The organism is Rhodococcus sp. LB1, assembly GCF_001583455.1.
Classification (GTDB): domain Bacteria; phylum Actinomycetota; class Actinomycetes; order Mycobacteriales; family Mycobacteriaceae; genus Rhodococcus_F; species Rhodococcus_F opacus.
Map to the genome: position 1 here is coordinate 92,037 of NZ_LTCZ01000423.1, position 25,731 is coordinate 117,767.

Below are 25,731 nucleotides of genomic sequence, written 5' to 3' on the forward strand. Positions count from 1 at the left end.
CGCACGGATCGTGGGCACGACTGTCGTTCAGGAGTTTTGCGGGCTCTCCGCGGCGGGGGCATCCCAGGCGGCCGGTGTGCGTTCTGCGTACTTTCGTGCCTCGTCCATGAGCGTCCGCGCGGGTGGCGTGAGATGGGTTCGCCGGCAGACGGCGGCGATGTGCAAGTAGGACTCGGGGACGATGCGGTGCACGGTGGCGCCGGACTGCCGGGCCGACGGCGCCCACGACGACGGCATGACGGCCTGCCCGAATCCGCTGAGGACCATCGGAAGGATCGAGGTTCGGTGGGCGACCTCGGCGACGATGGTGGCTGCGACGCCGCTGGCGAGGACCTCGTCGACGAGGGTTCGCATCAGCGATCCGCGCTGCGAGACGATCAGTCGAAATCCGGACAGTTCCGATCTCCGAATCTCCGGGCGGCTCGGTGTCTCGGCGCCCGGCCCGGAGATGAGGATCAGCGGCTGGCTTTCGAGCGCGACGACGTCGAGTTCGGGGGCACGCACCGCGGCCGGTGAACCCAGGATCCCGACCTCGCAGACGCCGGTGCGCACGGCGTGCAGCACCTCTTCGGGAGTGAACGCCGCCTCGGCATTGACAGTGACCGAAGGATAGGTGCGGCTGAAGCTGGTGAGGATCGTGGTGAGGGGTTCGATCCCGGGTGACGGCATCGTGATCAGGTCCACGCGACCGGCCCGTAGCCCTTTCAGCGCATCGACGGATGCCTTCGCATCCTCGAGATCGCGCAACACCACGCGGGCCGGGCCGACGAGCGTTTCGCCGGCGTCGCTGAGCACCAGCCGGCGTCCGACGCGGTGAAAGAGCGGTACCCCGAGTTCACGCTCCAGCGCGGAGATCGACTGGGAGAGCGAGGGCTGCGCGATCAGCAGTGTTTCCGCCGCGCGGTTGATGCCTCCCTGATCGACCACAGCCAGGAAGTACCGCAACTGACGCGCGTCCATCCAAACCCCTCATTCCCGTCGATATGCGGCCGAACCCTCGAGCGTGGCTGTCGGCGACCGCCGCATGCACACTCACTCTACCTGCGAAAACGCGCCTCGATTAGGTGAAACCTATAAGCCGGATCGACTCTTGGTCATGGACGCTGCGTGATTGTGACGGGTTAATGAATGCATCACACACTGTGACGAGCACAACACGATGGAGGCAACGACATGGCACTGCAGACGTTCAAGATTGCATCGATCCCCGCCGACGGCGTCGGCAAGGAGGTCGTCGCTGCCGGACGGCGCGTGCTCGACGTCCTCGCAGAACAGTCCGGTGGGCGTTTCGCCTTCGACTGGGAAGAATTTCCCTGGGGATGCGGGTACTACGAGCAGACCGGGAAGATGATGGCCGACGACGGCCTCGACACCCTGCAGGCGTTCGACGCCATCTACTTCGGCGCGGTCGGATGGGAGAACGTCCCCGACCACATCAGCCTCTGGGGGCTGCGGCTCAACATCACCCAGAACTTCGACCAGTGGGCCAACGTGCGGCCCGTGAAGTTCCTCCCCGGCGTGCGGTCCCCGCTGCGCAAGGCCGACGACACCGAACTCGACTGGGTCGTCGTCCGGGAGAACAGCGAGGGCGAGTACGCCGGCCTCGGCGGACGTAACCTCAGCGGCCGCGGTCCGGGCAACGAGGTCGCACTGCAGACCGCGCTGTTCACCGAGAAGGGCTGCGAGCGCATCATGCGGTTCGCGTTCGACCTGGCCCGCACCCGCACGGTGAAGAAGGTTTCCAGCGTCACCAAGTCCAACGCCCAGCAGTACGGCATGGTCCTGTGGGACGAGGTCTTCAACCGCGTCGCCCTCGACTACCCCGACGTCGCGACCGAAAGCGTCCTCGTCGACGCGATGAGCGCCAAGTTCATCCTGCACCCGGAGGATCTGTCCGTGGTGGTGGCGTCGAACCTCAACGCCGACATCCTCTCCGACCTCGGCTCCGCGCTGGCGGGAAGCCTCGGCATCGCGGCGAGCGCGAACCTCAACCCGGAGCGCCGCTTCCCGAGCATGTTCGAACCCGTCCACGGTTCCGCACCCGACATCGCGGGCCAGGGCATCAGCAACCCGATCGGCGCGATCGCCAGCGCCGCCCTGATGCTCGACCACTTCGGGCTGCACGACGAGGCCCGCCGCGTCGAAGCCGCCATCGAGGCCGCCACCGCGAGCGGAGCACTGACCCGCGACATCGGCGGCTCGTCGGACACCGACGCCGTCACCGAGGCGATCGTGCACGCGCTGCAGACCGCGCTGACCCCGGCCTGACCGCAATCCACAGTCACAGCCGGCCCGACTCGGCAGGATCTGCCGGGTCGGGCCCCCACCCCTCGAACGGTCGGTAACTCTCGGCCACCCCCGTCTTCACACCTGAACACTCTCACCCGAGGTGAATGTCATGGAAACACCCAGCAGCGCAGCGAGTTACCAACCGGCGACTGTGAAGAAACCTTGGTACAGGCAACTGTACTTCTGGGTTCTCATCGCGATCGTGCTCGGCATCCTGGTCGGGTGGCTCTGGCCGGACACCGGCGAGGCGATGGAGCCGATCGGCACCACCTTCATCACCGCCATGAAGATGCTGATCTGCCCGATCGTGTTCCTGACGATCGTCGGCGGCATCGCGAGTGTCGCGGACCTGAAGAAGGTCGGGCTGACCGGAATCAAGGCGCTGACCTACTTCCAGGTCGGAACGATCCTCGCGCTGCTCACCGGCCTCGTCGCGATCAACCTCTTCCGTCTCGGGGACGGGGTGAATGCCGACGCCGCCTCGCTGGAAACGACCGACTCCGCCAACAAGCTGATTCAGACCGGTGAAGAGAAACAGTGGTGGGAGTTCATCACCCACCTGGTCCCGGACAGCGTGTTCGGCCCGTTCGTCGAGGGCGACATCCTCCAGGTCATCTTCCTCGCCGTCATCTTCGGGGTCGCCATCAACGCGGTGGGGCAGATCGCCGCACCGATCCGGGACGCCGTCGAACGCCTCACCGCGGTGGTCTTCAAGGTCCTGAGCTTCATCATGAAGCTCGCACCCCTCGGTGCGTTCGGCGCCATGGCCTTCGCCATCGGCAAGTACGGTGTCTCCACCCTCACCAGCCTCGGCAGCCTGATCCTGCTGTTCTACGTCACGTCCGCGTTCTTCGTCTTCGTTGTCCTCGGATCGGTCATGGCGTATCTGCGGCTCAACATCTTCCGGATGCTCGGCTTCTTCAAGGAAGAGCTCCTGCTCATTCTCGGCACCTCCACTGCCGAGCCCGCACTGCCCGGTTTGATGCGCAAGCTGGAGTACGCCGGCGTCAAGAAGACCACCGTCGGTCTCGTCGTGCCCACCGGTTACAGTTTCAACCTCGACGGGGCAGCCATCTACCTCTCGCTCGCCGCGCTGTACATCGCGCAGGCCACCAACACCGACCTGTCCATTCCGCAGCAGCTCGGCCTCCTCGGCGTCATGCTCCTCACCTCCAAGGGCGCCGCAGGTGTCGCCGGAGGCGGATTCATCGCGCTGACAGCAACGTTGAGCACTCTCGGCACCATCCCCGCGGCCGGCATCATGCTCATCTTCGGTATCGACAAGTTCATGTCCGAATGCCGCGCCCTGGTGAACTTCATCGGCAACGCCGTCGCCACCCTGTTCGTCGCCAAATGGAACCACGAACTCGACGTCGACCGCGCCCGCCGCGTCTTCTCCGGCGAAGTACTTCCCCCACCCGACGGTGACGTCGAGAACGACTTCGACATGGAGATCCTGGAACAGGAACCACGGGACAAGCACCACCACATGATCGAGGAACCGGACGCTGTCAGCATCGACCACGAACGGCTCGACCCCGCGGCGACGACGCCCGCGCACTCCACCCAGCGATGACCGCATCCGCACTGCACACGAGAAAGGAAGGCCGATGAGGGTTCTGGTTGCCCCGGACAAGTTCAAGGGCTCGCTCTCCGCAGCAGCTGTCGCCGAACATCTCTCGGTTGGCCTCGCGTCGGCGGGAATCGACAGCAGGCAACTTCCTCTCGCCGACGGAGGCGACGGCAGCGTCGACGCGGCGGTGGCGGTCGGATTCACTCCGCACCCGGTCACCGTCGCCGGCGCAACGGGAACACCCCAGCGCGGACGCATCGCGGTCAACGGCACCACCGCGGTGGTCGAAGTCGCCAACACCTGCGGACTGGCCACCCTCCCCAGCGGGCGCACCGCTCCCCTCGACGCCTCCAGCCTCGGGTTCGGCCAGGCCATCGGGCACGCCCGCCGCCACCACCCGCGCCGCCTCGTCCTCGCCCTCGGCGGCAGCGCCGGTACCGACGGCGGAATGGGGATGCTCGCCGCCCTCGGGTTCACCTTCTCCGACACCACGGGACGACCCCTGCGGGCGTGCGGGCGAACCCTTCCCGAGGTCGCGACGATCGACTCCTCCCGCGCAGTGAACCTGTCCGGAATGGAGATCGTGATCGCCGGCGACGTCACCAACCCGCTGACCGGACCGCACGGCGCCGCCGCCGTGTACGGCCCCCAGAAGGGCGCCGACCCCGCAGCCGTGCGCTACCTCGACACCGGCCTCGACAACCTCGTCGAGGTGTTCACCCGCAACGGCTACCCGCAGGCGCGTGCGGTGGCGGACTCCCCCGGCGCCGGTAGTGCCGGTGGGATCGGATTCGCCGCCATGCTGCTCGGCGCGCACATGGTCTCCGGCGCCGAATACTTCCTCGACCTACTCGATTTCGACGGCTACCTCGCAGGAATGGACCTGGTGATCACCGGCGAGGGCAGCATCGACGAGCAGACCGAACACGGCAAACTGCTCGCGGTCCTGGCCCGCCGCGCCCAGCCGGTCCCGGTGATCGCCGTCGCCGGCCGCAACACTCTGTCCCGGAAACAGTGGGCTCCTGCCGGTTTCGAGTACATCCATGCCCTCGGCGACTACACCGACCGGAACACCGCCGCCGACCCGGAGCTGACCGGCGAACTCCTCACCCGCATCGGGCGCGACATCGGCCGCGGCTCACTTCTGCACAACGAAGGACCACGATGACTCTCACCGACATCCCCTCGCCACTCACTGCCGATGTCGACTCGGCGTCGCTGCTGTCGCCGCGCAGGGCGAAGATCGTCTGCACGCTCGGGCCCGCCACCGCCACCGACGAGCGCACCCGCAGTCTCGTCGAAACCGGGATGGACATCGCCCGACTGAATTTCAGCCACGGCGACCACACCGACCACGAAGCCAACTACCGGCGCGTCCGCGCCGCAGCCGACAGCACCGGCCGAGCCGTGGGAATCCTCGCGGACCTGCAGGGACCGAAGATCCGCCTCGGCCGCTTCGCCGACGGCGCGACCGTATGGGCGGCCGGCGAACAGGTCCGGATCACCGTCGAGGACTGCGCGGGCACCCACGACCGGGTCTCGACCACCTACACCCACCTCGCCCAGGACGCACGCCCCGGAGACCGCCTCCTCGTCGACGACGGCAAGATCGCGCTGACCGTGATCGCCGTCGACCGCAACGACGTGGTGTGCCGAGTGACCGAGGGCGGCCCGATCAGCAACAACAAGGGCGTATCCCTGCCCGGGATGAACGTCTCCGTCCCCGCCCTGTCCGACAAGGACATCGACGACCTCGAATTCGCCCTACGCCTCGGGGTCGACCTGATCGCCCTGTCCTTCGTGCGCGCCCCCACCGACATCGACCCCGTCCACGAGGTGATGGACCGGATCGGCCGCCGGGTCCCGGTGATCGCGAAGATCGAAAAACCCGAAGCCGTCGACGACATCGAGGCGATCGTGCGGGCCTTCGACGCGGTCATGGTCGCGCGCGGCGACCTCGGCGTCGAGGTCCCCCTCGAACAGGTGCCGCTGGTGCAGAAACGGATCGTGCAGATCGCGCGGGAGAACGCCCGACCGGTGATCGTCGCCACCCAGATGCTCGAGTCGATGATCGCCAATTCCCGGCCCACCCGGGCCGAGGCGTCGGACGTGGCCAACGCGGTCCTCGACGGCGCCGACGCGGTGATGCTGTCCGGGGAAACCTCCGTCGGCGCCTACCCGATCGAGACCGTCGCGACGATGGCGCGGATCCTCGCCGCCGTCGAACACCAGTCCACCACCGTCCCCGCCCTGACCCACACTCCCCGCACCCACGGCGGGGTTCTCTCGTTCGCCGCCCGCGACATCGGCGAACGCCTGAACGCCACCGCGCTGGTCGCGTTCACCCAGTCCGGGGACACCGTGCGACGACTCGCCCGACTCCACACCCCGCTGCCACTGCTGGCATTCACCCCGGTACCCCAGGTGCGCAACGAACTCGCCCTCACCTGGGGCACCGAAACGTTCCTCGTCGACCCGGTCGAATCGACCGACGAGATGATCCGCCAGGTCGACACCGCCCTCCTCCGACTGGGCACCTACCGGCACGGCGACCTCGTCGTCATCGTCGCCGGCTCACCCCCGCACACCGTCGGATCCACCAACCTCATCCACGTCCACCGCGTCGGCGAGGACGACGTCACGAAGGGCTGGACGCTGCCGCCTGGAGCAGGTGCGGACGGGTGGCTCCGACGGGGTTGAGCTGCTCGTACGCCCGCGCCACGTCGAGCAGGAACAGGTCGTTGCCGGGAGCGGCGACGATCTGCACGCCGACCGGCAGACCGTCGGCGCTGAATCCGGCCGGAACGGAGATCGACGGGCACCCCAGGACCGTCACGGTCAACGCCGACGTCATCCAGTCGAGGTAGTCGTCGCAGCGGCGTCCGTCGACGGCGGCCGGGTATTCGAGTTCGGCATCGAACGGAAGTACCTGGGACACGGGCATCACCAGAACGTCGTGGCGGCCGAAGAATTCGACGGCGCGATACTGGATCTCCGCCTGCGCCACCATGGCCTTCGCGACGTCGTCGGCGGACAGCCGGTCTGCCTGCCGGATGTTGTCGAGGAGCGACGGCTTCAGCATGTCGGGGGTCGCGTCCGCCTGCGCGCCGAAGTCGATCTTGAACCGCCATGCCCGCAGCGTGCGGAACACCCACTCGGCGTCGGGAATCGACGGCGCGTCCTCGGCCACCACCGCTCCCGCCGCGGCGAAGATCGACGCCTGACGGTCGTGAATCTCGCGGACCGGCGCGTCCAGGGGGAAGACGCCGTTCAGATCCGCGGACACCGCGACACGCAGACCGTGAAGGCCGGCGACACCGAGACGAGGAGCGACGGCATCGGCGCTGAGCGAGCTGCGGACGCGTGCGTCGGGTCCCGCGATCACCGACAGCAGCAGTTCGACGTCGTCGACGTTCCGGGCCATCGGGCCCTGCGTCACGAGCGAGTCCCAGGGTGCGCGGTTGGGCCAGCACGGAACACGGCCCGGGGTCGGGCGCAGTCCGACGACGTTGCAGAACGACGCCGGGTTGCGCAGCGAACCACCCATGTCGCTGCCGTCGGCGAGCGGTACCAGCCCGGCGGCGAGCGCGGACGCGGCGCCGCCACTCGACCCGCCCGCGCTCTTCGTCGGGTCGTACGGGTTGGTGGTGGTCCCGAAGACGGTGTTGAACGTGTGCGAGCCGGCGGCGAATTCGGGAACGTTGGACTTGCCGATCGTGACGGCCCCGGCCGCGGTGACGCGTTCGGCGATCAGCTCACTGGTCTCGGGCACGTTGTCGACGAACAGCGGCGAACCGGCGACCGTGGGGAACCCGGCGACGTCGTGAGTGTCCTTGAACGCGAACGGCAGTCCGTGCAACGGCCCCACCGGCCCGCCTGCTGCCGTCTGTGCGTCGGCGGCGGCGGCGGTGGCGTGCGCACGGTCCAGGTCGAGGCTGACAAGCGCGTTGACCGTCGGATTAACCTGCGCGATCCGGTCCATGTGCAGGCCGAGCAGCTCCCGCGCCGAGATCTCCTTGCTGCGGAGTGCGGCGAGCATCTCTCGCGCGGTCGAGTAGTGATCGATGGTCATGTCGTGGTCTCCAGGATCGGGGTGGCAGCCGGACGGTCGTCCGACGGCGCGGGGGTCGGGGTGCGGGGACGGGTGACACGGACGGCGGCCTCCACGACGGCGATCACCGCGAGGTTGAGGACCAGTCCGCAGATGCCGGCGTCGATGTTGGCGAGGTTCAGTTCGAAGACGGTCATCACGATGACGGTGAGCATGCCGACGACGAGCCCGGCGAACACGGACTGCTTGGCCAGCAACGGCTTCTCGGGCAGGGCCAGCGCCAGACCCGGAGCGAGCTGGCTGAGACCGCCGAACGTGAGCAGCAGCAGGTTGGCCAGCAGGTCGGGGCGCGTCAGGCCGAGCACCAGGGCCGTGGTGGCGGCGGCGATCACGACGAGGTGGTTGAACCGGAGTTTCGTGCGCTCACTCTGGATCTTGACCAGGTTGTGCGACGCCAGTGTCGAGATGCCGATGCAGATGGCGCCTGCGGGGAGCATCGCCGCCGAGGCTGCAGCGATCGCGATCAGTCCGAGCGCCCAGTTCGGCAGGGCGCCCCCGGCCAGCGTGAGCAGGACGGCGTTGCTGCTGGTGTTGGGGTTCAGGGCGAGGATCCCGACGAAGCCCAGCATGATCGGGAGAATCATGACCACCTGGTACATCGGCAGAAAAGTGTTGTTGGAGCGGATCACTCGGCCGTTCTTCGCGGCCAGCAGCGGCGGCCAGAGGTGCGGGGTGGTGAGGAATCCGCAGCCGATCGCGGAGATCAGCAGGCTGGTGGTCCACCAGACCTTGTCGTAGTCGCCGGGATTCACGGTCAGCATCTCGCTGTGCGTCTGCGCGATCTGGCCGAACACGTCGCCGATGCCACCGGCGAAGTGCAACGGGATCACGATGGACAGCACCACGACGGCGAGCAGGATCAGGACGTCCTTGACGTAGGCGGTGCGTGCCAGGCCGTGGATGCCGGCCCACAGCACGAACCCGACGACGAGGACGGTCGCGACGATCATGCTGAGCGTGCCCGAACTCGCGCTGCCCGTCACTAGGCGGACGATGAGGCCGAGGCCGGTGATCTGCAACTGCAGGTACGGCAGCAGGAAGATGATGCCGCACAACGCGACGAGTCGGCCGAGCAGCGGGCTGCGGTAGCGGTCCGCGAAGAAGTCGGCCTGGGTGATGTAGCCGCGGTCCTTGCTGAGCTTCCAGATCCGCGGGCCGATGAAATACAGGGCCACGTAGCCGAGCGGGATGTACGGGATGGCGTAGGTGGCGCCGATGCCGGCGGTGAAGGCGATACCGGCGACACCGAGGAACGTGAACGTGGTGAACGATTCACCGGCCTGCAGGAAGAAGCTGGTGACCACACCGAAGTTCCGCTTGCCGACCGTCCACTCGCTCAGGTTCTGAGCGCGTTTCCGGCGTCCACCGACCGCGATCACCGCCAGCCCGATCATGCCGGCCAGGGTGATCCACAGAGCTGAATTCGTCATAGTGTCGCCTCCTCGTGCGGCCGGACGAGGCCGAACTCCACCGCCGCCAGCGCGGGCAGCAGCAGGAGCACCCAGGCCGAACACCACACGAGCAGCCGCGGCATCCCGAGCCACAGATCGGCTGTGTTCACAAACGGCAGCCACACGGCGGTGACGAGTGCGAGAACCGGGGCGACCGGGACGAGCAGCAGCCAACGGCGCTGCGGCGAATCCTCGATCGCCCCGAGAATGGCTTCTCGTTGCATGCTGTTCCTTCTTCCATCCGGGGAGTAGAGGAAGCATGCGTGGTGTGGATCACAGCACTCAACAGCTGTGCGAGGTTCGGCGAAATCGGCCACCGGACTGTCGGAGATCGCAATCAGGGGCGCCGGAGGGGCCGTCCGATGTCGAAATCCGTCACATGACCCGTCCGCTGCGCTTGACCGCCTGCACCACCATGTTGGTCTCGAGGGCCATCGCGTCGGCCACCCACGGCGCGGTGGTGATGTAGTCGTAGAGCACCGACTCGTCGGGCGCGGCGATGTTGGCGACCACCTGGTATTCGCCCGCCGTGCCGGCCGCGTACCGCACGTACGGCATCTCGAGCATTCCCCGCACGAGCGGTTCGATCCGGTTGCGCTGGGTCTTGATGAACAGCATCGCCTCGGCGCGCAGCCCGAACAGGGCGGGGTCGACCACCACCCGGAGACTGATCGCAGCCTCGGTGAGCAGCGCCTGGACGCGTCGCCGGGCCGTCGCCTCGGAGACACCCGCGGTCCGGGCGAGCGCCGTGGTCCCCACCCGCCCGTTCTGCATCAGCTCGCGGATGATCGTCCGGTCGACGGGGTCCCGGGTGCCGCGTTCCAGGTCCGTGAGGAAGGTCGCCGGAGGCGCCACCCCGCCGATCGCTTCTTTCTCGGCGGGGGTCAGGACCCCGGCCTCCCATTCGCGGACCGTGCGGAAGTACCGCAGCACCGGGTCGGTCCAGCTTCGGACGACGCCCATCGTCGCGGGCAGTTCGTCCATGACGAGCTTCGGGAGACGATCCCGGGACACGTGGATTTCGGCCACACAGTCGGCGGTGCCGGTGAGGATGTACACGAAGATGCAGTCGCTGCGCTGAGCGAGGGCGCTCGCCGCCACCCGCACCGTTCCCGGTGAGCACTGCAGGCGCACGATCGCGGTGCCGCCGCTGTTCGCGACGGCGGTGACCGCCACCCGGCCGGACTCGAGGAGCGCGATGCCGTGCCGGGTCACGTTCCGCTCGGGTTCGCCGAGCGCCTGCGCAATTCGGCTCCAGGAGCATCGCCCGTCGACCTGGAGGGCGGCGACGATCCGCTGATCGAGCGAGAACCTGCGTTCGGTCATTGAAGCCGCCTGCCCTCCATGCAACGTGTGCATGCGATGTTAGGCCAGTCGGTGGTGGCGAGAATCCAGATGCTGTTCGCGGCTGATATCGCGCCCCATGTCGCGACTCGAAATCGCTGGTCTGCAACGGAATACGTGTCGCAACGGGACCGCAGGCGGACAAGCTGAATCACCAAAGGTTAGGCTAACCGTATATGGTCTGAACGTGACGGTGCGCATCGCCAGGCGCACCGCGTTGTCCGCTACGAAAGGTGATCGCATATGCAGTCGACGGCCGTTGCCGAGTCCGCAGAGACTTCGGCGGACCTCCCGCCGGGCGCGCCGTTCGTTCTCTCCCGCCCGCACGGCACCGTGATCGCCGACGGCATCCACACCGGTTACGACTCCGCCCGCGACGCCGCCGCGGCCCTGCGGAGCGGCACCGCGACGTCGGTGGTCGGCGCGCTCGCCTTCGACCCGTCACATCCCGCCGCGCTGATCGCACCACAGACGCTGCGTCATCGCCCGCGAAGCTGGTCCCCGCGTCGGCAGGCCCTTCCACACGTACGCGCCGGCAAGTCGATTCCCCCGGAGGACGAGCACGTCGCCCGGGTCGCCGCCGCCATTCACGTGCTGCGAGAGCCCGAGGCCGCACTGCACAAGGTGGTGCTCGCCCGATCGGTCGTCCTGCACGCCGACGAACCGCTGCATCCGCACGCACTGCTCGCGCAACTTGTCGCGAACGACCTCGGCGGCAACGGCTTCAGCGTCGATCTGAGCGCCGCGGGCACCGGCTGGTCGGGACGGCACCTCGTCGGCTCGAGTCCCGAGGTGCTCATCCGTCGCCACGGCGACACCGTGACCTGCCATCCTCTCGCCGGATCCGCTCCCCGGCACACCGATCCCGAGATCGACAGGCTGACCGCGGAGAACCTCGCGGCGTCGGAGAAGAATCTGCGTGAGCACGCCCTCGTCGTCGAGGCTCTGCGAGCGAGCCTCGAACCGTTCTGCACCGAACTCGACATCCCCGACCGGCCCACCCTCACCAGCACACCGCAACTGTGGCATCTCGGCACACCCGTGTCGGGACGACTGCGGGACCGCTCGGTGACCGCACTGGACCTCGCCGTCGCCGTGCACCCGACCCCGGCCGTGTGTGGCACCCCCACCGACGCCGCGCGTGCACTGATCGGCGAACTCGAGGGCGACCGCGGCTTCTACGCCGGCGCCGTGGGCTGGGCCGACGCCGACGGTGACGGCGAATGGATGGTCACCATCCGGTGCGCGCAGATCGACGCCGACCGCACCACCGTCACGGCGTACGCCGGCGGCGGCATCGTCGCCGCCTCCGAACCGGACGACGAACTCGCCGAGACCACAACCAAACTGGGCACAGTCCTCGCCGCACTGGGACTCCCCCGATGAGCGGCACGACACTGGTCGTCGGGGCGGCCCAGGGCATCGGACGGGCCACGGCCGTCACACTGTCGCGGTCCGGCCACCGCCTGGTACTGCTCGATCGTGATGCCGACGGCCTCGCCGCCACCGCGGCACTGCTCGACACCCCGCCGCTCGGCACCGCCGTCACCGACATCCGCGACACCGCCGCCGTCACCGACACCGTCCGCCGGATCGAGGACGAGCACGGACCCATCACCGCACTCGCGCACGTGGCGGGTGTACTCGAGACCGGCTCTGTTCTCGACGCCGACCCCGAGAGTTGGCAGCGCGTGTTCGACGTCAACGTCACCGGCCTCGTCAACGTGCTGAGGGCGGTCGGCACCGGAATGCGCGAGCGTGCAGCCGGTTCCATCGTCGTGGTCGGTTCCAACGCCGCGGGCGTCCCCCGCACCGGAATGAGCGCGTACGGCGCGTCCAAGGCCGCCGTCTCGATGATCGTCCGGGTACTCGGCCTCGAACTCGCCGAATACGGGATCCGCGCCAACATCGTCGCCCCCGGCTCGACGGACACCGCGATGCAGCGGTCGCTGTGGTCGGATCCCGCCGACGACGCCGGAGCACGCGGAGCGATCGACGGAGACCTGGGCTCGTTCAAGGTCGGTATCCCACTGGGCCGCATCGCCGACGCCGCCGACATCGCGGACTCCGTCGAGTTCCTCCTGTCGGATCGGGCACGTCACATCACCATGCAGGCGCTCTACGTCGACGGCGGCGCTACCCTCCGAGCCTGACGACCCCGAACAGCCATGCCCGTGAAAGGACTTTCGATGACCACGAGCGTTCGCGCTCCCCTGGAGACCACCATCGGCTACCCCGCCGACCTCGCCGCACGCTACCGTGACGCCGGGTACTGGACGGACGAGACGTTCCAGCAGTTCCTGGGCGCCCGCGCCGAGCAATTCGGGGACGCGATCGCCGTGACCGGACCGGACGCGTCCGGGGCCGACCGCGCCCTCACCTACCGGGAACTGTCCGACCGCGCCGACCGGCTCGCCGCCGGGCTGCAGTCGTCGGGGGTGCAGCCCGGCGACCGGGTCGTGGTGCAGTTGCCGAACATCGTCGAGTACGTCGAGGTGATCTTCGCGGTCTTCCGGCTCGGCGCACTGCCGGTGTTCGCGCTGCCCGCGCACCGCGCCCAGGAGATCTCCTACTTCTGCAGCTTCACCGACGCCGCGGCCTACGTCGTCACCGATACGCACGCCGGATTCGACTACCGCACACTCGCCCGCGACGTGGTGGCCTCGGCCGAGAATCCGCCCAGAATCATCGTGGCCGGGGACGCGGAGGAGTTCACGTCACTCGACGAACTGCGGGCGGCGGAACCGATCTCGGACGGGCCGGCGGTGGGTCCGGAATCCGTGGCGTTCCTGCAGCTCTCGGGCGGAACCACCGGGGTGTCGAAGCTGATCCCGCGCACCCACACCGACTACCTGTACTCGGTGCGCGAGTCGGACCGCATCTGCGGCGTCGACGCGAGCACCCGCATGCTCGTCGTTCTGCCTGCGGCGCACAATTTTCCGATGAGCTCACCGGGCATCCTCGGCGTGCTGCACGCCGGTGGTCGCGTGGTGCTCGCGCCGGATCCGAGCCCCGACACCGCGTTCGCGCTCATCGAGAAGGAGGGCGTCACGATTGCGTCGCTGGTGCCGCCGCTCGCGTTGGCCTGGCTGGCCGCCCGTGGTCGCACGGTACGGGACCTCTCGAGCCTCGAGGTGCTGCAGGTGGGCGGTGCCAAGTTCAGCGCCGAGGCCGCGAAGCGGGTGCGTCCCGAACTCGGGTGCACGCTGCAGCAGGTCTTCGGGATGGCGGAGGGCCTGGTCAACTACACGCGGCTCGACGATCCGGAAGTCACGATCGTCACCACCCAGGGCAGACCGATCAGCCCCGACGACGAGGTCCGGGTCGTCGACGACCTGGGCGAGCCCGTCCCGAACGGCACGTCCGGTCATCTGCTCACCCGCGGCCCGTACACGATCCGCGGGTATTACCGCGCTCCCGACCACAATTCGACGTCCTTCACCGAGGACGGCTTCTACCGCACCGGCGACATCGTCCGGCTCACGGACGACGGCTACCTCGTCGTCGAGGGCCGCTCGAAGGATCAGATCAACCGCGGCGGCGAGAAGGTGGCCGCGGAAGAGGTCGAGAACCATCTGCTCGCACACCCCGCCGTCGCCGACGTCGCGGTGGTGTCGATGCCCGACCCGTATCTCGGCGAACGGAGTTGCGCGTTCGTCGTGGTGCGAGGTGAGCAGCCGAAGGCCGTCGAACTCAAGAAGTTCGTCCGCGGCCGCGGGCTCGCCGACTACAAGGTGCCGGACAAGGTGGTGTTCGTCGACGAATTCCCGGTCACCGGCGTCGGCAAGATCAGCAAGTCCGACCTGCGCCGGGCACTGGAGAAGACGTTCGTGACCTCGTAGCTCACCCCGGCTATCGGGACAGTCTCCCCAGCAGCGCGGACGCGACGGCGATCCCGAGCACCGCGGCCGCCACGAGCACCCCGAAGTCCAGCCAGTAGTTCGTGGGCTGGCCGATCAGCAGCCCCCTGAGTGCGGACACCTCGTAACTCAGGGGGTTCACGCGGCTGATCGCCTGAACCCACCCCGGCATGAGTTCCACCGGGTACAGCGCGTTCGACGCGAAGAACAGCGGCATCGTGATCGCCTGGCCGATCCCCATCAGCCGGTCACGTTTGAGCACCACCCCGGCGATGGCCACCGATAGGCACGAGAAGAACGCCGCGCCCAGCACCACGACCGCGACGACACCCAGAAGACGCACCGGATTCCACGTCATTCCGACCCCGAGCAGCGCCGCCACGACCACGACGACCACGGCCTGGGCAACCGCGCGGACGCCGGCGGCGAACGCCTTACCCGTCACGAGAGCCGCGCGCGGAGTGGGTGTCACGAGCAGTTTGGTCAGGACCCCGGCGTCGCGTTCCCAGATGATCTGGATGCCGTAGAAGATCGCGACGAAGAGCGCCGACTGGGCGATGATGCCCGGTGCCAGGTAGTCCAGGTAGGGGACGTCGCCGGTCGGGATCGCGCGGATGCGGCTGAACGTCTCCCCGAAGATGACGAGCCACAGAATCGGCTGGATCGCCCGGGTCATTAACTCCGTCCGGTCGTGGCGGAGCTTCTGCAGCTCGACCAGACAGAACGTGACGATCCGCGACAACAACCGGAGCACACCCCGGGTCGGCGGTTCAGCCCAGACGGCGGGCAGTGCGGCGGGCGCTACGGACATCCCGGAGCCCTCCCTTCTCGTCGGCGGTGAGACTGTCACCGGTGAAGTGGCGGAAGACGTCGTCGAGGGTCGCGTCGGGCCCCAGTTCGGCGACGAGCCCCGATGGGGAACCGACCGCCCGCAGTTCGCCGCGGTGCATCAACGCGACCCGATCACACAGTGCCTCGGCCTCTTCCATGTAGTGGGTGGTGAGCAGGACCGTCATCCCGTACTGCTTCTGCATCTCGGTGACGCGGGTCCACACCGAATCCCGCGCCACCGGATCCAGCCCGACCGTCGGCTCGTCGAGCACCAGCAACGACGGCCGGTTGACCAACGCCTGCGCGAGTTCGAGGCGCCGGACCATGCCGCCCGAGAAACTCGACGCCACCCGGTCTGCGACGTCGGCGAGATCCACCATCTCCAGCACCTCGTCCACCCGGCGCCGGCGTTCGGACCGGGGCACGTCGTAGAGGCGGGCGAACCAGGACACGTTCTCACGGGCGGTGAGCGCGCCTTCGATCGACAACTGTTGCGGCACATACCCGAGCAGCCGTCGAACGGCCATGGCCTGGGTGCGCACGTCGTACCCGAAGATGCTCACGTCGCCCTCCTGCAGCGGAAGAAGCGTGTTGAGCAGTCGGATCGTGGTGGTCTTCCCCGCCCCGTTGGGGCCGAGAAGGCCGAAGCACTCCCCCGCCTCGATCACGAGGCTCAGGTCCTTCACCGCGGTGTAGCCCCCGAACGAGTAGGTCACGTGCGACAGTGCCAGCGCGTCGTGGGACGGCCGCTGTCGTGCGGCGGTCCGCGCCCTGCGAAACATCATCTGGCGACCTCCTGATCGCTCGGCCCGGCCTGATCCGGGTGGAGGGCTCCGGCGAGGCGGGTGATGGCGGGTACGGCGGATTCGATGGCCTTCCGGTCCTCGGCACTCAGTCCGTCGAATGCGGCGGCGACCTCGATGTTGCGGCGGTCGCGCCACCGTTCGACCTGGGCCCGCGCGTCGTCGGTGAGCGCCAGGCGGGCGACGCGGCGGTCGGACTCGTCCGGCACCCGTTCGATCAGCCCGGCGTCGGTGAGTTGCCGCACGAGGGTGGAGACGGTGTTCGCCGCGAGGCCCAGGGCCGCCGCGGCTTCCGCGACGGACGTGCCGGGCCTGCGGCGGAGCAGCCGCACCAACTCCACCTGCGACCCCGTCAACGGTGTCTCCGGCCACGGCCGCCCGACCCGACGGCGCGTGTGCCGGCGCAGCAATCCGATTGCGGCGAAGAGCTGTTCGGCAGGCGCCGAGTGGTCGGGTGCCTCGTTCTGTGCCATGGATTCAATATAGCTCTGTTTCAGAGGTATTACGAGGGCGGCTACGCTCGGGCATGCACACCGAGTTCCGATGATCGAGGTGACGAGGAGACGTCTGCATGTGCCTGGTCCTGTTCGCCTGGCATACCCGCCCCGATCTCCCCCTCGTCGTCGCAGCCAACCGCGACGAGTTCTACGCCCGCCCCACCGAACCGCTGAGCAGGTGGGACGACGGGTTCCTCGCGGGCCGCGATCTGCTCGCCGGCGGCACCTGGATGGGAATCGCCGACTCCCTGCGATTCGCGGCCGTCACCAACGTCCGCAACGGCGCACCCTCCACCGGGGCACGGTCCCGCGGGGCCCTGCCCGTCGACTACCTCCGCGGTCGGCTGTCACCCGCCGACTACGCCGCACAGGTGGCCGCAACGGGCGCCGAGTACGGCAGCTTCAACCTGCTCGTCGGCGACCCCGCGGAACTGTGGTGGGCCACCAACCGGCCCCATGGTCGGCGGCAGCGGGTGGAACCCGGCGTCCACGGCCTGTCCAACGCCGAACTCGACACACCGTGGCCGAAGGTGACCGGCGGAAAGCAGGCGTTCGCCGCTGCACTCGCTGCCGACGACGGCAGCCCCGATGCGGATCCGGGGGCATACTTCGACGTGCTCGCCGACAGCGACCCCGCACCGTGGGAGGCGCTACCCGACACGGGCATCGAACCCGAACTCGAACGCGCCCTGTCGTCCCGGTTCATTCACTACGCCGACTACGGGACGCGGGCGTCGACACTGCTGCGGGTCCGGCCGGACGGCACCTTCGACATCACCGAACGACGGTTCGACGAGAACGGCCCCACCGGCGAGGTCCGCTACCCCGCACGTGAGTGACAAAGTGTGCTCCCGCACGCTTTGCCACTCACGTCAGGGAGGAACGGATGACGCCCGCCGTCTGATCGAGCGCGATCCGGCTCGGCGACTTCGGCATTCCGCGCAGCCCGAACCCGTCACCGGCGGTCCGGGGAACGACGTGCAGGTGGACGTGGAAGACCTCCTGGCCGGCGGCGATCCCGTCGGCCAGGAACAGGTTGACGCCCTGAGCCCGCATCGGCCCGCGGCGCAGCGCGGTCGCGATGCGCTGCCCCACCGCGAACACCGCCGCGCCGTCACCCGCGTCGAGGTCGGCGAGCCCGGTCGCGTGCCGCTTCGGGACCACCAGCAGGTGTCCGGAGGTCCACGGCCGGATGTCCATGAACGCCATCACATCGTCGTCCTCGTGCACGACGCTGGCGTCGGATCGGCCCGACACGATCTCGCAGAAAATGCAGTTCACGGGTTAGGCACCTCCGGTGCTTGTGCGTGGTTGACGAGTGCCTGCACTCGTTAACCACGCACGGGCGGCGAAGCCGCCTACAGGATCGGGGACGGCTGGTAGGCGGCTGCCTCGGGGTTGGCGTCGACGAGCTTCTGCACCTGCGCGACGACCGTGGCGACCTGCGACTCGGCGGCGCCGATGAACGCCTTCTTGTCGGCGAGGGCCTCGTCGAGGGCGGCCCGGTCGAGGGGCAGGCGGTCGTCGGCGGCCAGGCGGTCGAGGAGGTCGGGCTCCTTGCCCTCCTCGCGCATCGCCAGCGCGACGGCGACGGCGTGTTCCTTGATGACCTCGTGCGCCGTCTCCCGGCCCACTCCGGCCCGCACCAGGGCCATCAGGACCTTGGTCGTGGCGAGGAACGGCAGGTACCGGGTGAGTTCCTTCTCGATGACGGCGGGGTAGGCGCCGAATTCGGCGAGCACCGTCAGGAACGTCTCGATCAGTCCGTCGATCGCGAAGAACGCGTCCGGCAGCGCGACGCGGCGCACCACCGAGCAGAACACGTCGCCCTCGTTCCACTGCGCGCCCGCGAGCTCGGCGGCCATGGACGCGTACCCGCGCAGCACGACCTGCAGTCCGTTGACGCGCTCGCAGGAACGGGTGTTCATCTTATGCGGCATCGCGGACGACCCGACCTGGCCGGGTTGGAAGCCCTCGGTGACCAGTTCGTGGCCGGCCATCAGGCGGATGGTGTGCGCGAACGACGACGGCCCGGCCGCCACCTGAACCAGCGCGGACAGCACGTCGTGGTCCAGCGACCGCGGGTACACCTGGCCGACGCTCGTGAACACGTGGGAGAAGCCGAGGTGCTCGGCGACCTTCTGCTCGAGCGCCTCCAGCTTCGACGCGTCGCCGTCGAGGAGGTCGAGCATGTCCTGCGCGGTGCCCATGGGTCCCTTGATGCCGCGCAGCGGGTAGCGGTCGATCAGCTCGCGCAGCCGGGTGACCGCGACGAGCAGTTCGTCGGCCGCCGACGCGAACCGCTTGCCCAGTGTGGTGGCCTGCGCCGCGACGTTGTGCGACCGGCCGGCCATGACGAGGCTGCCGTACTCGGCGGCCCGCTCGGCCAGCCGGGCGGCGACCGCGACACCGTGCGCGTGCACGTGCTCGAGCGACCGCAGGATCTGCAGCTGCTCGACGTTCTCGGTGAGGTCACGGCTGGTGAGACCCTTGTGAACCTGCTCGTGCCCGGCGAGCGCGTTGAACTCCTCGATGCGGGCCTTCACGTCGTGGCGGGTGACACGCTCACGGTCGGCGATGGAGTCGAGGTCCACCTGCTCGAGCACCCGCTCGTAGTCGGCGAGCGCCTCGGTCGGCACGTCGATCCCGAGTTCCGCCTGGGCACGCAGCACGGCGAGCCACAGCTGGCGCTCGAGGACGATCTTGTGCTCGGGCGACCACAACTCGACGAGTTCGGGGCTGGCGTAACGGTTGGCAAGGACGTTCGGGATGCGGCTCACGAGTCCTCAGTTTACGGCGGTGCTACAGCTCGACGTGGTCCGGCCGGTCGAGGGCGGGCGCGACGACGTCGACGACGTCGAGCAGCATGGCCCGGGCGAGGGCCCGCAGGTCGGGGTCGTGTTCGCCGAGCGCGGTCACCAGAGCTCCGTCGACGACGGCGACGAGCCGCCGGAGTTGCTCCTGCCGGACGTCGCGGTCGGAGCGTCGCAGGGCCTCGGTGAGTACGTCGTCGAGTTGCGCGCGCAACCGCAACTGCACCTCGCGCAGTTCGGGGCGACGCGCACAGGCCGTGAACCGCTCGTACCGGGAGATCAGCCTCTCGCGGCAGTCCTCACTGATCAGGGCCGGTCCGACGAGTAGGTCGAGGAGGAGGTCGACGGTGGATTCGCGGCCGCGGCGCCGGTGCGTGACGTCGTCGACGCGGCCGCGCATGACCGCGAGATCACGGTTGCCGTTGCATTCGACGGCCTTCGCGATCAGGTCGTCCAGCGACTCGAAGTAGTAGGTGGTCGACGCGAGCGGAAGGTCGGCCCGGGTGGCCACCGAGCGGTGCCGGACCGCGTCGAATCCACCCTCGAGCAACAGATCGGCGGCAGCCTCGACCAGCGCCTGTCGGCGCCGTTCGCCCTTGGGAGTTGCCGCAGATGACACCAATTCATCCTGCCAGCCGCGGGTGCCGAACCAGGGCAAATTGGACGACAGACCGTGAAGTATGTGGGCTGTGGAGGCCACCCGCGTAGCGTCGGGACCATGCGGGTGTCGGTGCGGATCGCAGGCGCGGACCGCGGCCGAAACCTTGTCGCGGTCCGGGGTCCTCGAGTTCCCCGGGGCTCGGCCCACGACGTCCTGCAGTCCTCGCAGTGCGCCCCCTCCGTCGCCGTCGGCTTCCTCGAAAGTCCGGGCGGGGACTACGACACAAGCTGCCTCGACCGGGTGCGGGTGCCGACGTTCACGACGCCCTGAGTGTCGGCCGTCGTACGAGGCGACGGAGCCGCAGGGCGACCGTCAGCAGCGCGGGGAACGTCACCGCGAGAAGCGTGAACCGCTGGAGAAGCCCGGCGACGTCGTGCAGTGGGGCACCCTCCGGCATCGCGAACCGGCCCAGCATCACGAAGCACCCCAGTCCGGCCACCCCGGCGACCCCGACGTATCGCGCCAGGCCGCGCCACCGCGGATCGGCGGCGAACCGGCGCGACAGCACCAGCAGCGCCAGCGCGCTGCAGGAGAAGAATGTGATCCCCGCGATCACATGGTTGCCGGGGTCGTAGGCGTTCCCGGTCGCGTCCTCACGCAAGGGGAACACGGCGGCGAGAACCAGCCCTACCGCCGCGGCGCCGAGCAGGGCCGGTCCCGCCCAGCCGAAGCGTGTCGCCGCGATGCCGCGGTGCAGTCCGGCCGCGAAGATCAGCAGTAGCGCGGCGAAGGCCAGGAAGTTCAGCTGCTGGATCCACCCGCTCGGGTCCGCCTCGAGGGCGCTGATCGGGTCGGCGATCGGGCTGTAGTCGTCCCGGAGGACTGCCTCCTGGGCGACGAATCCCGCGGTGAACACGAGCGGTCCCGCTGCGCCCGCACGGGCGGCCCACCGCTGGAAGTCGGAGCGCGACACGAGAACTGACGTGGTGACCATGCCATCGACGCTAGAGCGACGTCACCGCGCGGGCATCGGAAAATTCACCCATTTCGCCCCGGGCGGAAAATGGGTCGTTCTACCCACTGCGGTCAGTTGTCGGGAACGACGGCTCCGGTCGACGCGTCGACGTTCACGTCGTAGTCCCAGCCCTTGGCGTCGCGGATATGGATGTGCCACACCGTCTTACCGTCCCGTTGTTGCTCCTCGGCGTTCGCGACCGGATCTGCTCCGCCTGCTGCTGGGTCACCGCTCCGCCGGCGGGAGGGGCCGGTACTGGTGCAGCTGTGGTCTCCCCGTCCTGACTCTCGGGGACCACCGCGCCGGTCGCCGCATCGACGTCGACGTCGTAGTCGTAGCCCCGTGTGTCGCGGATGTGGACATGCCACACCGTCTTTCCATCCCGTTGCTGTTCCTCGGAGTTCGAGACGGTGCCGCCCGGGACTGCCGCGACAGCGATCTGCTCCGCCTGCTGCTTGGTGACCGCCGACGCCACCGCCGTGCCCGTGGTTGTCGGCGGCGCCGTCGTGGCCGTGGCCGATGCCGTGGCACTGGCAGAGGTCGACGAGGTGTCACTGCTGTCGGAACCGCAGCCACCCAGCAGCAGAGCGGAGGCCGCGACAACCGGGATCAGGCTCGCACATCGCACAATTCTGGGGGTCATCGTGGCTCCTCGATCGCTCGACGGCGTGGACCTGCCTGTCAGAGTACGGGAGCGACAACCGACCTCGAGGTAGTTTTCAGCAGTTCTCGCCGGTCCGGGTCAGAGCGTCACCACGCCCGGCACGACCGCCTGCCGAAGCCGCGACGGGCCAGCACGAGCCAGACGATGGGCAGGAAGACGAGCGGGGGGACGCGGACCAGGGCGACCCACAGGATCGCGGCGAGCACGGCCACCACGAACACCAGCGTCCGCAGCGCCGCGGCCTCCCGTCCCGGATCGCGGCGCACGCGATCGGGTTCGGGCGCGAAACGCTGTTCGTCCGGGAGGTCCGCGAAGAGCGGCATGAGGTCGGCGGCGGTCTTGGCGAGGTACGCCTGGCGGACCCTCGCGTCGAACTCGTCGGTCTCGAGCCGTCCGGCTGCGAAATGTTCGGCGAGTGCCGCCGCGGCTTGCTCCCGTTCCACGGTCCCGATGCGGACTCCGCCGGGAACGGGTGGCTGTGGATGACTGATGTCGCTCATGTCGTCGCCTCAGGGCCGGTGTGTAACAGTGTAATCCTAGCCACAGTGTAGGCCTTCTACTCCTGGTCGCGCCCGTGGAAACCTTCCCGGCGCTGTTCCTCGGCCCGTTCCCGGCACCGCCGCACGAACTCGGCTTCCCCGGGGTCGGCGGGCAGCCGATCGCCCGGGTCCTTCTGCGGCCGTCCGACGACGAGCCACAACACCGAGCCGACGAGCGGAAGCAGCAGCACGATCACCAGCCAGCCCTCCTTCGAGAGGTTCCGGAACTGGTCGTCGTCGGTGGTGATGGCGTCGGCGAAGCACAGGACCCACAACACGAATGCGAACAACGCGATGTACAGCATCGCCGTTCTCCTTGCCTGGCACGCCCGAACACGCAGTGCGCCCAAGTCCATCGAACAACTGCTGCGGCGGTGCCGCAAGAGGTGTCGTCGAGAAACTCCGCCTACAGCCAGCGACCCAGTCGCACCAGCGATTCCCGGACCTCGGCGGTGGATCCGGCGAACGACAGCCGGACCGTCCGGTCGCCGTGGACGGTGTCGAAATCGATGCCCGGGGCCAGCGCCAGACCGGTGTCCTGCAGCAGTCGCGAGCACCATTCCGTCGATGTGCCGCCGTGGGATCCGCCGAGCAGGTGCCCGATGTCGGCGTACACGTAGAACGCGCCGTCGGCGGGCGCCAGGTCGGCGATGCCCAGTTCCGGAAGCCCGGTGAGCAACAACTCCCGGTTGACGGCGTAGCGCTGGACGTGGCCGTCGAGCTCGGCCCTCGATTCCTCGGTGAACGCGGCGATCGCCGCGTACTGGGAGATGGCCGGCGGGCACACCGTCATGTTCGAGGCCAGGCGCTGCAGCGGCCGGCGCAGCCCCTCCGGGACCAGCATCCAGCCCAGCCGCCAGCCCGTCATCGAGAAGTACTTGGACACCGATCCGACGACGACGGATTCGCGCGACGTCTCCCACGAACTCGTCATCGCCTGCTCGCCGTAGCCGATGCCGTGGTAGATCTCGTCGGAGATCAGCAGCGTCCCGTGGTCGTCGCACCAGCGGGCGAGGGCGGCCAGTTCGCCGGGGTCGATGACGGTGCCGGTGGGGTTGGCGGGGCTGGCGACGATCAGTCCGGCAGGCGGCTCGGGCAGGGCGTCGAGCATCGCGACCGTCGGCTGGAACCGGGTGTCCGCTCCGCAGTCGATCTCGATGACGTTGCAGCCGAGCGCGGCGAGCGTGTTCCGGTAGGCCGGGTAGCCGGGGCGGGCCACCACGACGGTGTCGCCGACGTCGAACGCGGCGAGGAACAGCAGCGTGAACGCACCCGAGGATCCGGTGGTCACGACGACGTCCTCGGCGTCGACGTCGATACCGGATTTGGAGGAGTGGTATCCGGCGATCGCCTCGCGCAGCGGCAGTATCCCGAACGTCTCGGTGTAGCCGAGCAGGTGTCCGTCGAGCACTTCCCGCGTCGCGCGGAGAACCGGCTGCGGAGCGGGAGTGGACGGCTGCCCCGCTGCGAGCGTCAGCACGTCACCGTGGGTGCGCTGACGTTCGGTGGCGGCCTTCCACACGTCCATCACGTGGAAGGTCTGGATGTTGGACCGCTGGGATTCTGGACGCACCCCTTGACGCTAGCGTGACGCGCTCACTGCCCCGCCAACGCGTCCCGCTGCGACTCCACCGTCTCCCGGATGGCACCCACCACCGCCGCGACCTCCGGTCGGCGCAACGACTCGGGTCTTGCCACGAGCCAGTACGCCAGCGTGGCCTCGACCTGCCCGGGCAGCACCCGGACGAGGTCGTCGTGGCGGTCGGCCATGAAGCACGGCAGCAACCCGATACCTGCCGACGCCCGGGTGGCCTCGACGTGCACGAACACGTTGGTCGACGTCACCGATTCGCGCATCGAGACGGTGAGGCGGCGTGCGAGGTCGAGCTCGTCGACCTGCAGCATCGAGTCGATGAAGTAGACGAGTGAATGATCGGCCAGATCACCCACCTGCCTCGGTGTGCCGTGTGCGGACAGATACGACTTCGCGCCGTACAGGCCGAGGGTGTAGTCGGCCAGCCACAGCGCCTCCGCCCGGTGCACCTGCGGCTTGCCCACGACGATCTCGATGTCGAGCCCCGAGCGATGCTGTGAGGCCCGGCGGGTGATCGCGACGATCTCCACGGACACCTCGGGGTGCCTGCTGCGGATCAGCGCGCCGGCGGGTGCCGCGATGTAGGCGCTGAACCCGTCGGTCGCCGATACCCGGACCACGCCCTTCAGGTGGTCGGCGCGGCCGGGTTCGGCGACGAGTCCGTGGACGGCGGCCTCCACGCGTTCGGCCGCGGTCAGCGCCTGCCGCCCGAGGTCGGTGAGTTCCCACCCGCCCGCGGCCTTCACGAGTACCCGGCCGCCGAGGCTTTTCTCCAGACTCGCGATCCGCCGCGAGATGGTCGTGTGGTTGACGCCCAGGTCGTCGGCGGCGGTGTTGAAGCGGCCGGTCCGCCCCACTGCCAGCAGTACGAGCAGGTCGTCGGCGCTGGGCAGGGCTGTTCCAGAGGTCACTTGTGCATATTTGCACATGCCGACTGCAGGTTGCGTCATTGTGTGCGCACAAATATGCATCAATACTCGGCAGGACCAACGAACTGTGTCCCCAGTCACAACGGGGTACGGAGTGTAACGAGGAGCGACAGATGAGCGTCGACGAAACAGCGCACGCGAAGGAAGCCCCGCCGTCCGGGCTGAAGAAGGTGGTCGGCGCATCCATGGCCGGCACCGTCGTCGAATGGTACGAGTTCTTCCTCTACGGGACCGCGGCGACGCTCGTGTTCAGCAAGGTCTTCTTCGCGGCCGGGGACAACGAACTCGACGCGATCATCGCGGCGTTCGTCACGTACGCCGTCGGCTTCGTCGCCCGGCCCCTCGGCGGCATCGTCTTCGGTCACTTCGGTGACAAGTTCGGCCGCAAGCAACTGCTCCAGTTCAGCCTCCTGCTCGTCGGCGCGGCCACGTTCCTGATGGGCTGCCTGCCCACGTACGGCCAGATCGGGTACTGGGCCCCGGCCCTGCTCGTCACCCTCCGCTTCATCCAGGGATTCGCCGTCGGCGGCGAGTGGGGTGGCGCGGTGCTGCTGGTGGCCGAGCACAGCCCGAACAAGTCCCGCGGCTTCTGGTCGTCGTGGCCGCAGGCCGGCGTGCCTGCCGGCAACCTCGTCGCGACCGTCGTCCTGCTGATCCTGACGACGACGCTGTCCGATGCGGCGTTCCTCAGCTGGGGCTGGCGCGTGGCGTTCTGGCTGTCGGCCGTGATCGTCCTCGTCGGCTACTACATCCGCACGAAGGTCACGGACGCTCCGATCTTCATCCAGGCGCAGAAGGAAGCGGAGCACATCAAGGA

27 protein-coding genes are annotated in these 25,731 nt (G+C 68.6%); 10 read left to right on the forward strand and 17 right to left on the reverse strand.

From position 1 onward, the window contains the following. Positions 1-27: 27 nt before the first annotated feature. Complete coding sequence (locus AZG88_RS43885) at positions 28-960, reverse strand: LysR family transcriptional regulator (protein WP_025431857.1); 933 nt, start codon at positions 958-960, stop codon at positions 28-30. 213 nt (positions 961-1,173) lie between these two features. Between AZG88_RS43885 and AZG88_RS43890 the strand changes: the two genes are divergently transcribed. From AZG88_RS43890 to pyk, 4 genes are all read left to right on the forward strand, one after another. Next, on the forward strand, positions 1,174-2,268 hold the full coding sequence (locus tag AZG88_RS43890; protein WP_025431856.1) for a tartrate dehydrogenase: 1,095 nt from the start codon (positions 1,174-1,176) through the stop codon (positions 2,266-2,268). A gap of 130 nt (positions 2,269-2,398) precedes the next feature. Next, positions 2,399-3,865: a C4-dicarboxylate transporter DctA gene (dctA, locus tag AZG88_RS43895; protein ID WP_005244433.1), complete on the forward strand. Its 1,467-nt coding sequence runs from the start codon at positions 2,399-2,401 to the stop codon at positions 3,863-3,865. 34 nt (positions 3,866-3,899) lie between these two features. Beyond that, positions 3,900-5,030, forward strand: coding sequence for a glycerate kinase (locus AZG88_RS43900; RefSeq protein ID WP_061701212.1), 1,131 nt, complete (start codon positions 3,900-3,902; stop codon positions 5,028-5,030). Continuing rightward, complete coding sequence (gene pyk, locus AZG88_RS43905) at positions 5,027-6,562, forward strand: pyruvate kinase (protein WP_061701213.1); 1,536 nt, start codon at positions 5,027-5,029, stop codon at positions 6,560-6,562. The genes AZG88_RS43900 and pyk overlap by 4 nt, the downstream gene beginning before the upstream one ends. Here pyk and AZG88_RS43910 read toward each other — a convergent pair. The 4 genes from AZG88_RS43910 to AZG88_RS43925 form a co-directional block, all read right to left on the reverse strand. Beyond that, a complete protein-coding gene (locus AZG88_RS43910) occupies positions 6,501-7,934 on the reverse strand; it encodes an amidase family protein (RefSeq protein WP_061701214.1) in 1,434 nt (477 codons plus the stop codon). The two genes, pyk and AZG88_RS43910, sit on opposite strands and share 62 nt — an antisense overlap. Beyond that, complete coding sequence (locus AZG88_RS43915; RefSeq protein ID WP_061701215.1) at positions 7,931-9,403, reverse strand: sodium:solute symporter family protein; 1,473 nt, start codon at positions 9,401-9,403, stop codon at positions 7,931-7,933. Before AZG88_RS43915 ends, AZG88_RS43910 begins: the two co-directional genes overlap by 4 nt. Then, a complete protein-coding gene (locus AZG88_RS43920; RefSeq protein ID WP_005244438.1) occupies positions 9,400-9,648 on the reverse strand; it encodes a hypothetical protein in 249 nt (82 codons plus the stop codon). Before AZG88_RS43920 ends, AZG88_RS43915 begins: the two co-directional genes overlap by 4 nt. Before the next feature lie 151 nt (positions 9,649-9,799). Then, complete coding sequence (locus tag AZG88_RS43925) at positions 9,800-10,750, reverse strand: Lrp/AsnC family transcriptional regulator (RefSeq protein WP_005244439.1); 951 nt, start codon at positions 10,748-10,750, stop codon at positions 9,800-9,802. A 261-nt stretch (positions 10,751-11,011) separates the two neighbouring features. Here AZG88_RS43925 and AZG88_RS43930 point away from each other — a divergent pair, with 261 nt between their 5' ends. The 3 genes from AZG88_RS43930 to AZG88_RS43940 are packed head-to-tail and all read left to right on the forward strand — an operon-like array spanning position 11,012 to position 14,610. Further along, a complete protein-coding gene (locus AZG88_RS43930; protein ID WP_061701216.1) occupies positions 11,012-12,154 on the forward strand; it encodes an isochorismate synthase in 1,143 nt (380 codons plus the stop codon). Beyond that, positions 12,151-12,921, forward strand: coding sequence for an SDR family oxidoreductase (locus AZG88_RS43935; RefSeq protein WP_061701217.1), 771 nt, complete (start codon positions 12,151-12,153; stop codon positions 12,919-12,921). The genes AZG88_RS43930 and AZG88_RS43935 overlap by 4 nt, the downstream gene beginning before the upstream one ends. Before the next feature lie 36 nt (positions 12,922-12,957). Next, positions 12,958-14,610, forward strand: coding sequence for a (2,3-dihydroxybenzoyl)adenylate synthase (locus AZG88_RS43940; protein ID WP_061701218.1), 1,653 nt, complete (start codon positions 12,958-12,960; stop codon positions 14,608-14,610). A gap of 10 nt (positions 14,611-14,620) precedes the next feature. Here AZG88_RS43940 and AZG88_RS43945 read toward each other — a convergent pair whose 3' ends face one another. From AZG88_RS43945 to AZG88_RS43955, 3 genes are read right to left on the reverse strand one after another with little or no spacing between them, the layout of a single operon-like run. Continuing rightward, a complete protein-coding gene (locus tag AZG88_RS43945; RefSeq protein WP_061701219.1) occupies positions 14,621-15,439 on the reverse strand; it encodes an ABC transporter permease in 819 nt (272 codons plus the stop codon). After that, the gene (locus AZG88_RS43950; RefSeq protein WP_061701220.1) at positions 15,399-16,244 is read right to left on the reverse strand and encodes an ABC transporter ATP-binding protein; all 846 of its coding nucleotides are present in this window, start codon (positions 16,242-16,244) and stop codon (positions 15,399-15,401) included. Before AZG88_RS43950 ends, AZG88_RS43945 begins: the two co-directional genes overlap by 41 nt. Continuing rightward, on the reverse strand, positions 16,241-16,735 hold the full coding sequence (locus AZG88_RS43955) for a MarR family winged helix-turn-helix transcriptional regulator (RefSeq protein ID WP_061042214.1): 495 nt from the start codon (positions 16,733-16,735) through the stop codon (positions 16,241-16,243). The genes AZG88_RS43950 and AZG88_RS43955 overlap by 4 nt, the downstream gene beginning before the upstream one ends. A 98-nt stretch (positions 16,736-16,833) precedes the next feature. Between AZG88_RS43955 and AZG88_RS43960 the strand changes: the two genes are divergently transcribed. Then, on the forward strand, positions 16,834-17,598 hold the full coding sequence (locus tag AZG88_RS43960) for an NRDE family protein (RefSeq protein WP_005244446.1): 765 nt from the start codon (positions 16,834-16,836) through the stop codon (positions 17,596-17,598). A gap of 28 nt (positions 17,599-17,626) precedes the next feature. Here the strand turns inward: AZG88_RS43960 and AZG88_RS43965 are convergent, their stop codons facing one another. The 3 genes from AZG88_RS43965 to AZG88_RS43975 all read right to left on the reverse strand — a co-directional run bounded on the left by AZG88_RS43965 (position 17,627) and on the right by AZG88_RS43975 (position 20,191). Next, positions 17,627-18,040: an HIT family protein gene (locus AZG88_RS43965; protein WP_061701221.1), complete on the reverse strand. Its 414-nt coding sequence runs from the start codon at positions 18,038-18,040 to the stop codon at positions 17,627-17,629. Between the two features lie 77 nt (positions 18,041-18,117). Continuing rightward, positions 18,118-19,539 (reverse strand): adenylosuccinate lyase, encoded by a 1,422-nt coding sequence (gene purB / locus AZG88_RS43970; protein ID WP_061701222.1) that lies wholly within the window; start codon positions 19,537-19,539, stop codon positions 18,118-18,120. Between the two features lie 22 nt (positions 19,540-19,561). Then, complete coding sequence (locus tag AZG88_RS43975) at positions 19,562-20,191, reverse strand: TetR/AcrR family transcriptional regulator (protein ID WP_005254889.1); 630 nt, start codon at positions 20,189-20,191, stop codon at positions 19,562-19,564. 99 nt (positions 20,192-20,290) lie between these two features. Here AZG88_RS43975 and AZG88_RS54800 point away from each other — a divergent pair, with 99 nt between their 5' ends. Continuing rightward, positions 20,291-20,503 (forward strand): hypothetical protein, encoded by a 213-nt coding sequence (locus tag AZG88_RS54800; protein WP_061042215.1) that lies wholly within the window; start codon positions 20,291-20,293, stop codon positions 20,501-20,503. Here AZG88_RS54800 and AZG88_RS43985 read toward each other — a convergent pair. The 6 genes from AZG88_RS43985 to AZG88_RS44010 form a co-directional block, all read right to left on the reverse strand. Then, positions 20,490-21,167, reverse strand: coding sequence for a DUF998 domain-containing protein (locus AZG88_RS43985; protein WP_061701223.1), 678 nt, complete (start codon positions 21,165-21,167; stop codon positions 20,490-20,492). The two genes, AZG88_RS54800 and AZG88_RS43985, sit on opposite strands and share 14 nt — an antisense overlap. A 133-nt stretch (positions 21,168-21,300) precedes the next feature. Beyond that, a complete protein-coding gene (locus AZG88_RS43990; RefSeq protein WP_231914408.1) occupies positions 21,301-21,831 on the reverse strand; it encodes a PepSY domain-containing protein in 531 nt (176 codons plus the stop codon). Between the two features lie 107 nt (positions 21,832-21,938). After that, positions 21,939-22,352, reverse strand: a complete 414-nt coding sequence (locus AZG88_RS43995) for a DUF1707 SHOCT-like domain-containing protein (RefSeq protein ID WP_005244452.1) — start codon at positions 22,350-22,352, stop codon at positions 21,939-21,941. A gap of 56 nt (positions 22,353-22,408) precedes the next feature. Continuing rightward, the gene (locus AZG88_RS44000) at positions 22,409-22,696 is read right to left on the reverse strand and encodes a PLDc N-terminal domain-containing protein (RefSeq protein ID WP_061701224.1); all 288 of its coding nucleotides are present in this window, start codon (positions 22,694-22,696) and stop codon (positions 22,409-22,411) included. Positions 22,697-22,797: 101 nt separating this feature from the next. Further along, entirely contained in the window at positions 22,798-23,964 is a 1,167-nt protein-coding gene (locus AZG88_RS44005) for a pyridoxal phosphate-dependent aminotransferase (RefSeq protein ID WP_005244454.1), read from the reverse strand. Between the two features lie 23 nt (positions 23,965-23,987). Beyond that, complete coding sequence (locus AZG88_RS44010; RefSeq protein WP_037180062.1) at positions 23,988-24,914, reverse strand: LysR family transcriptional regulator; 927 nt, start codon at positions 24,912-24,914, stop codon at positions 23,988-23,990. A gap of 113 nt (positions 24,915-25,027) precedes the next feature. On the opposite strand from AZG88_RS44010, the gene AZG88_RS44015 reads away from it, so the two are divergent. Continuing rightward, positions 25,028-25,731: MFS transporter (locus tag AZG88_RS44015; RefSeq protein ID WP_156517761.1), on the forward strand; the 704-nt coding region annotated here is incomplete at its 3' end.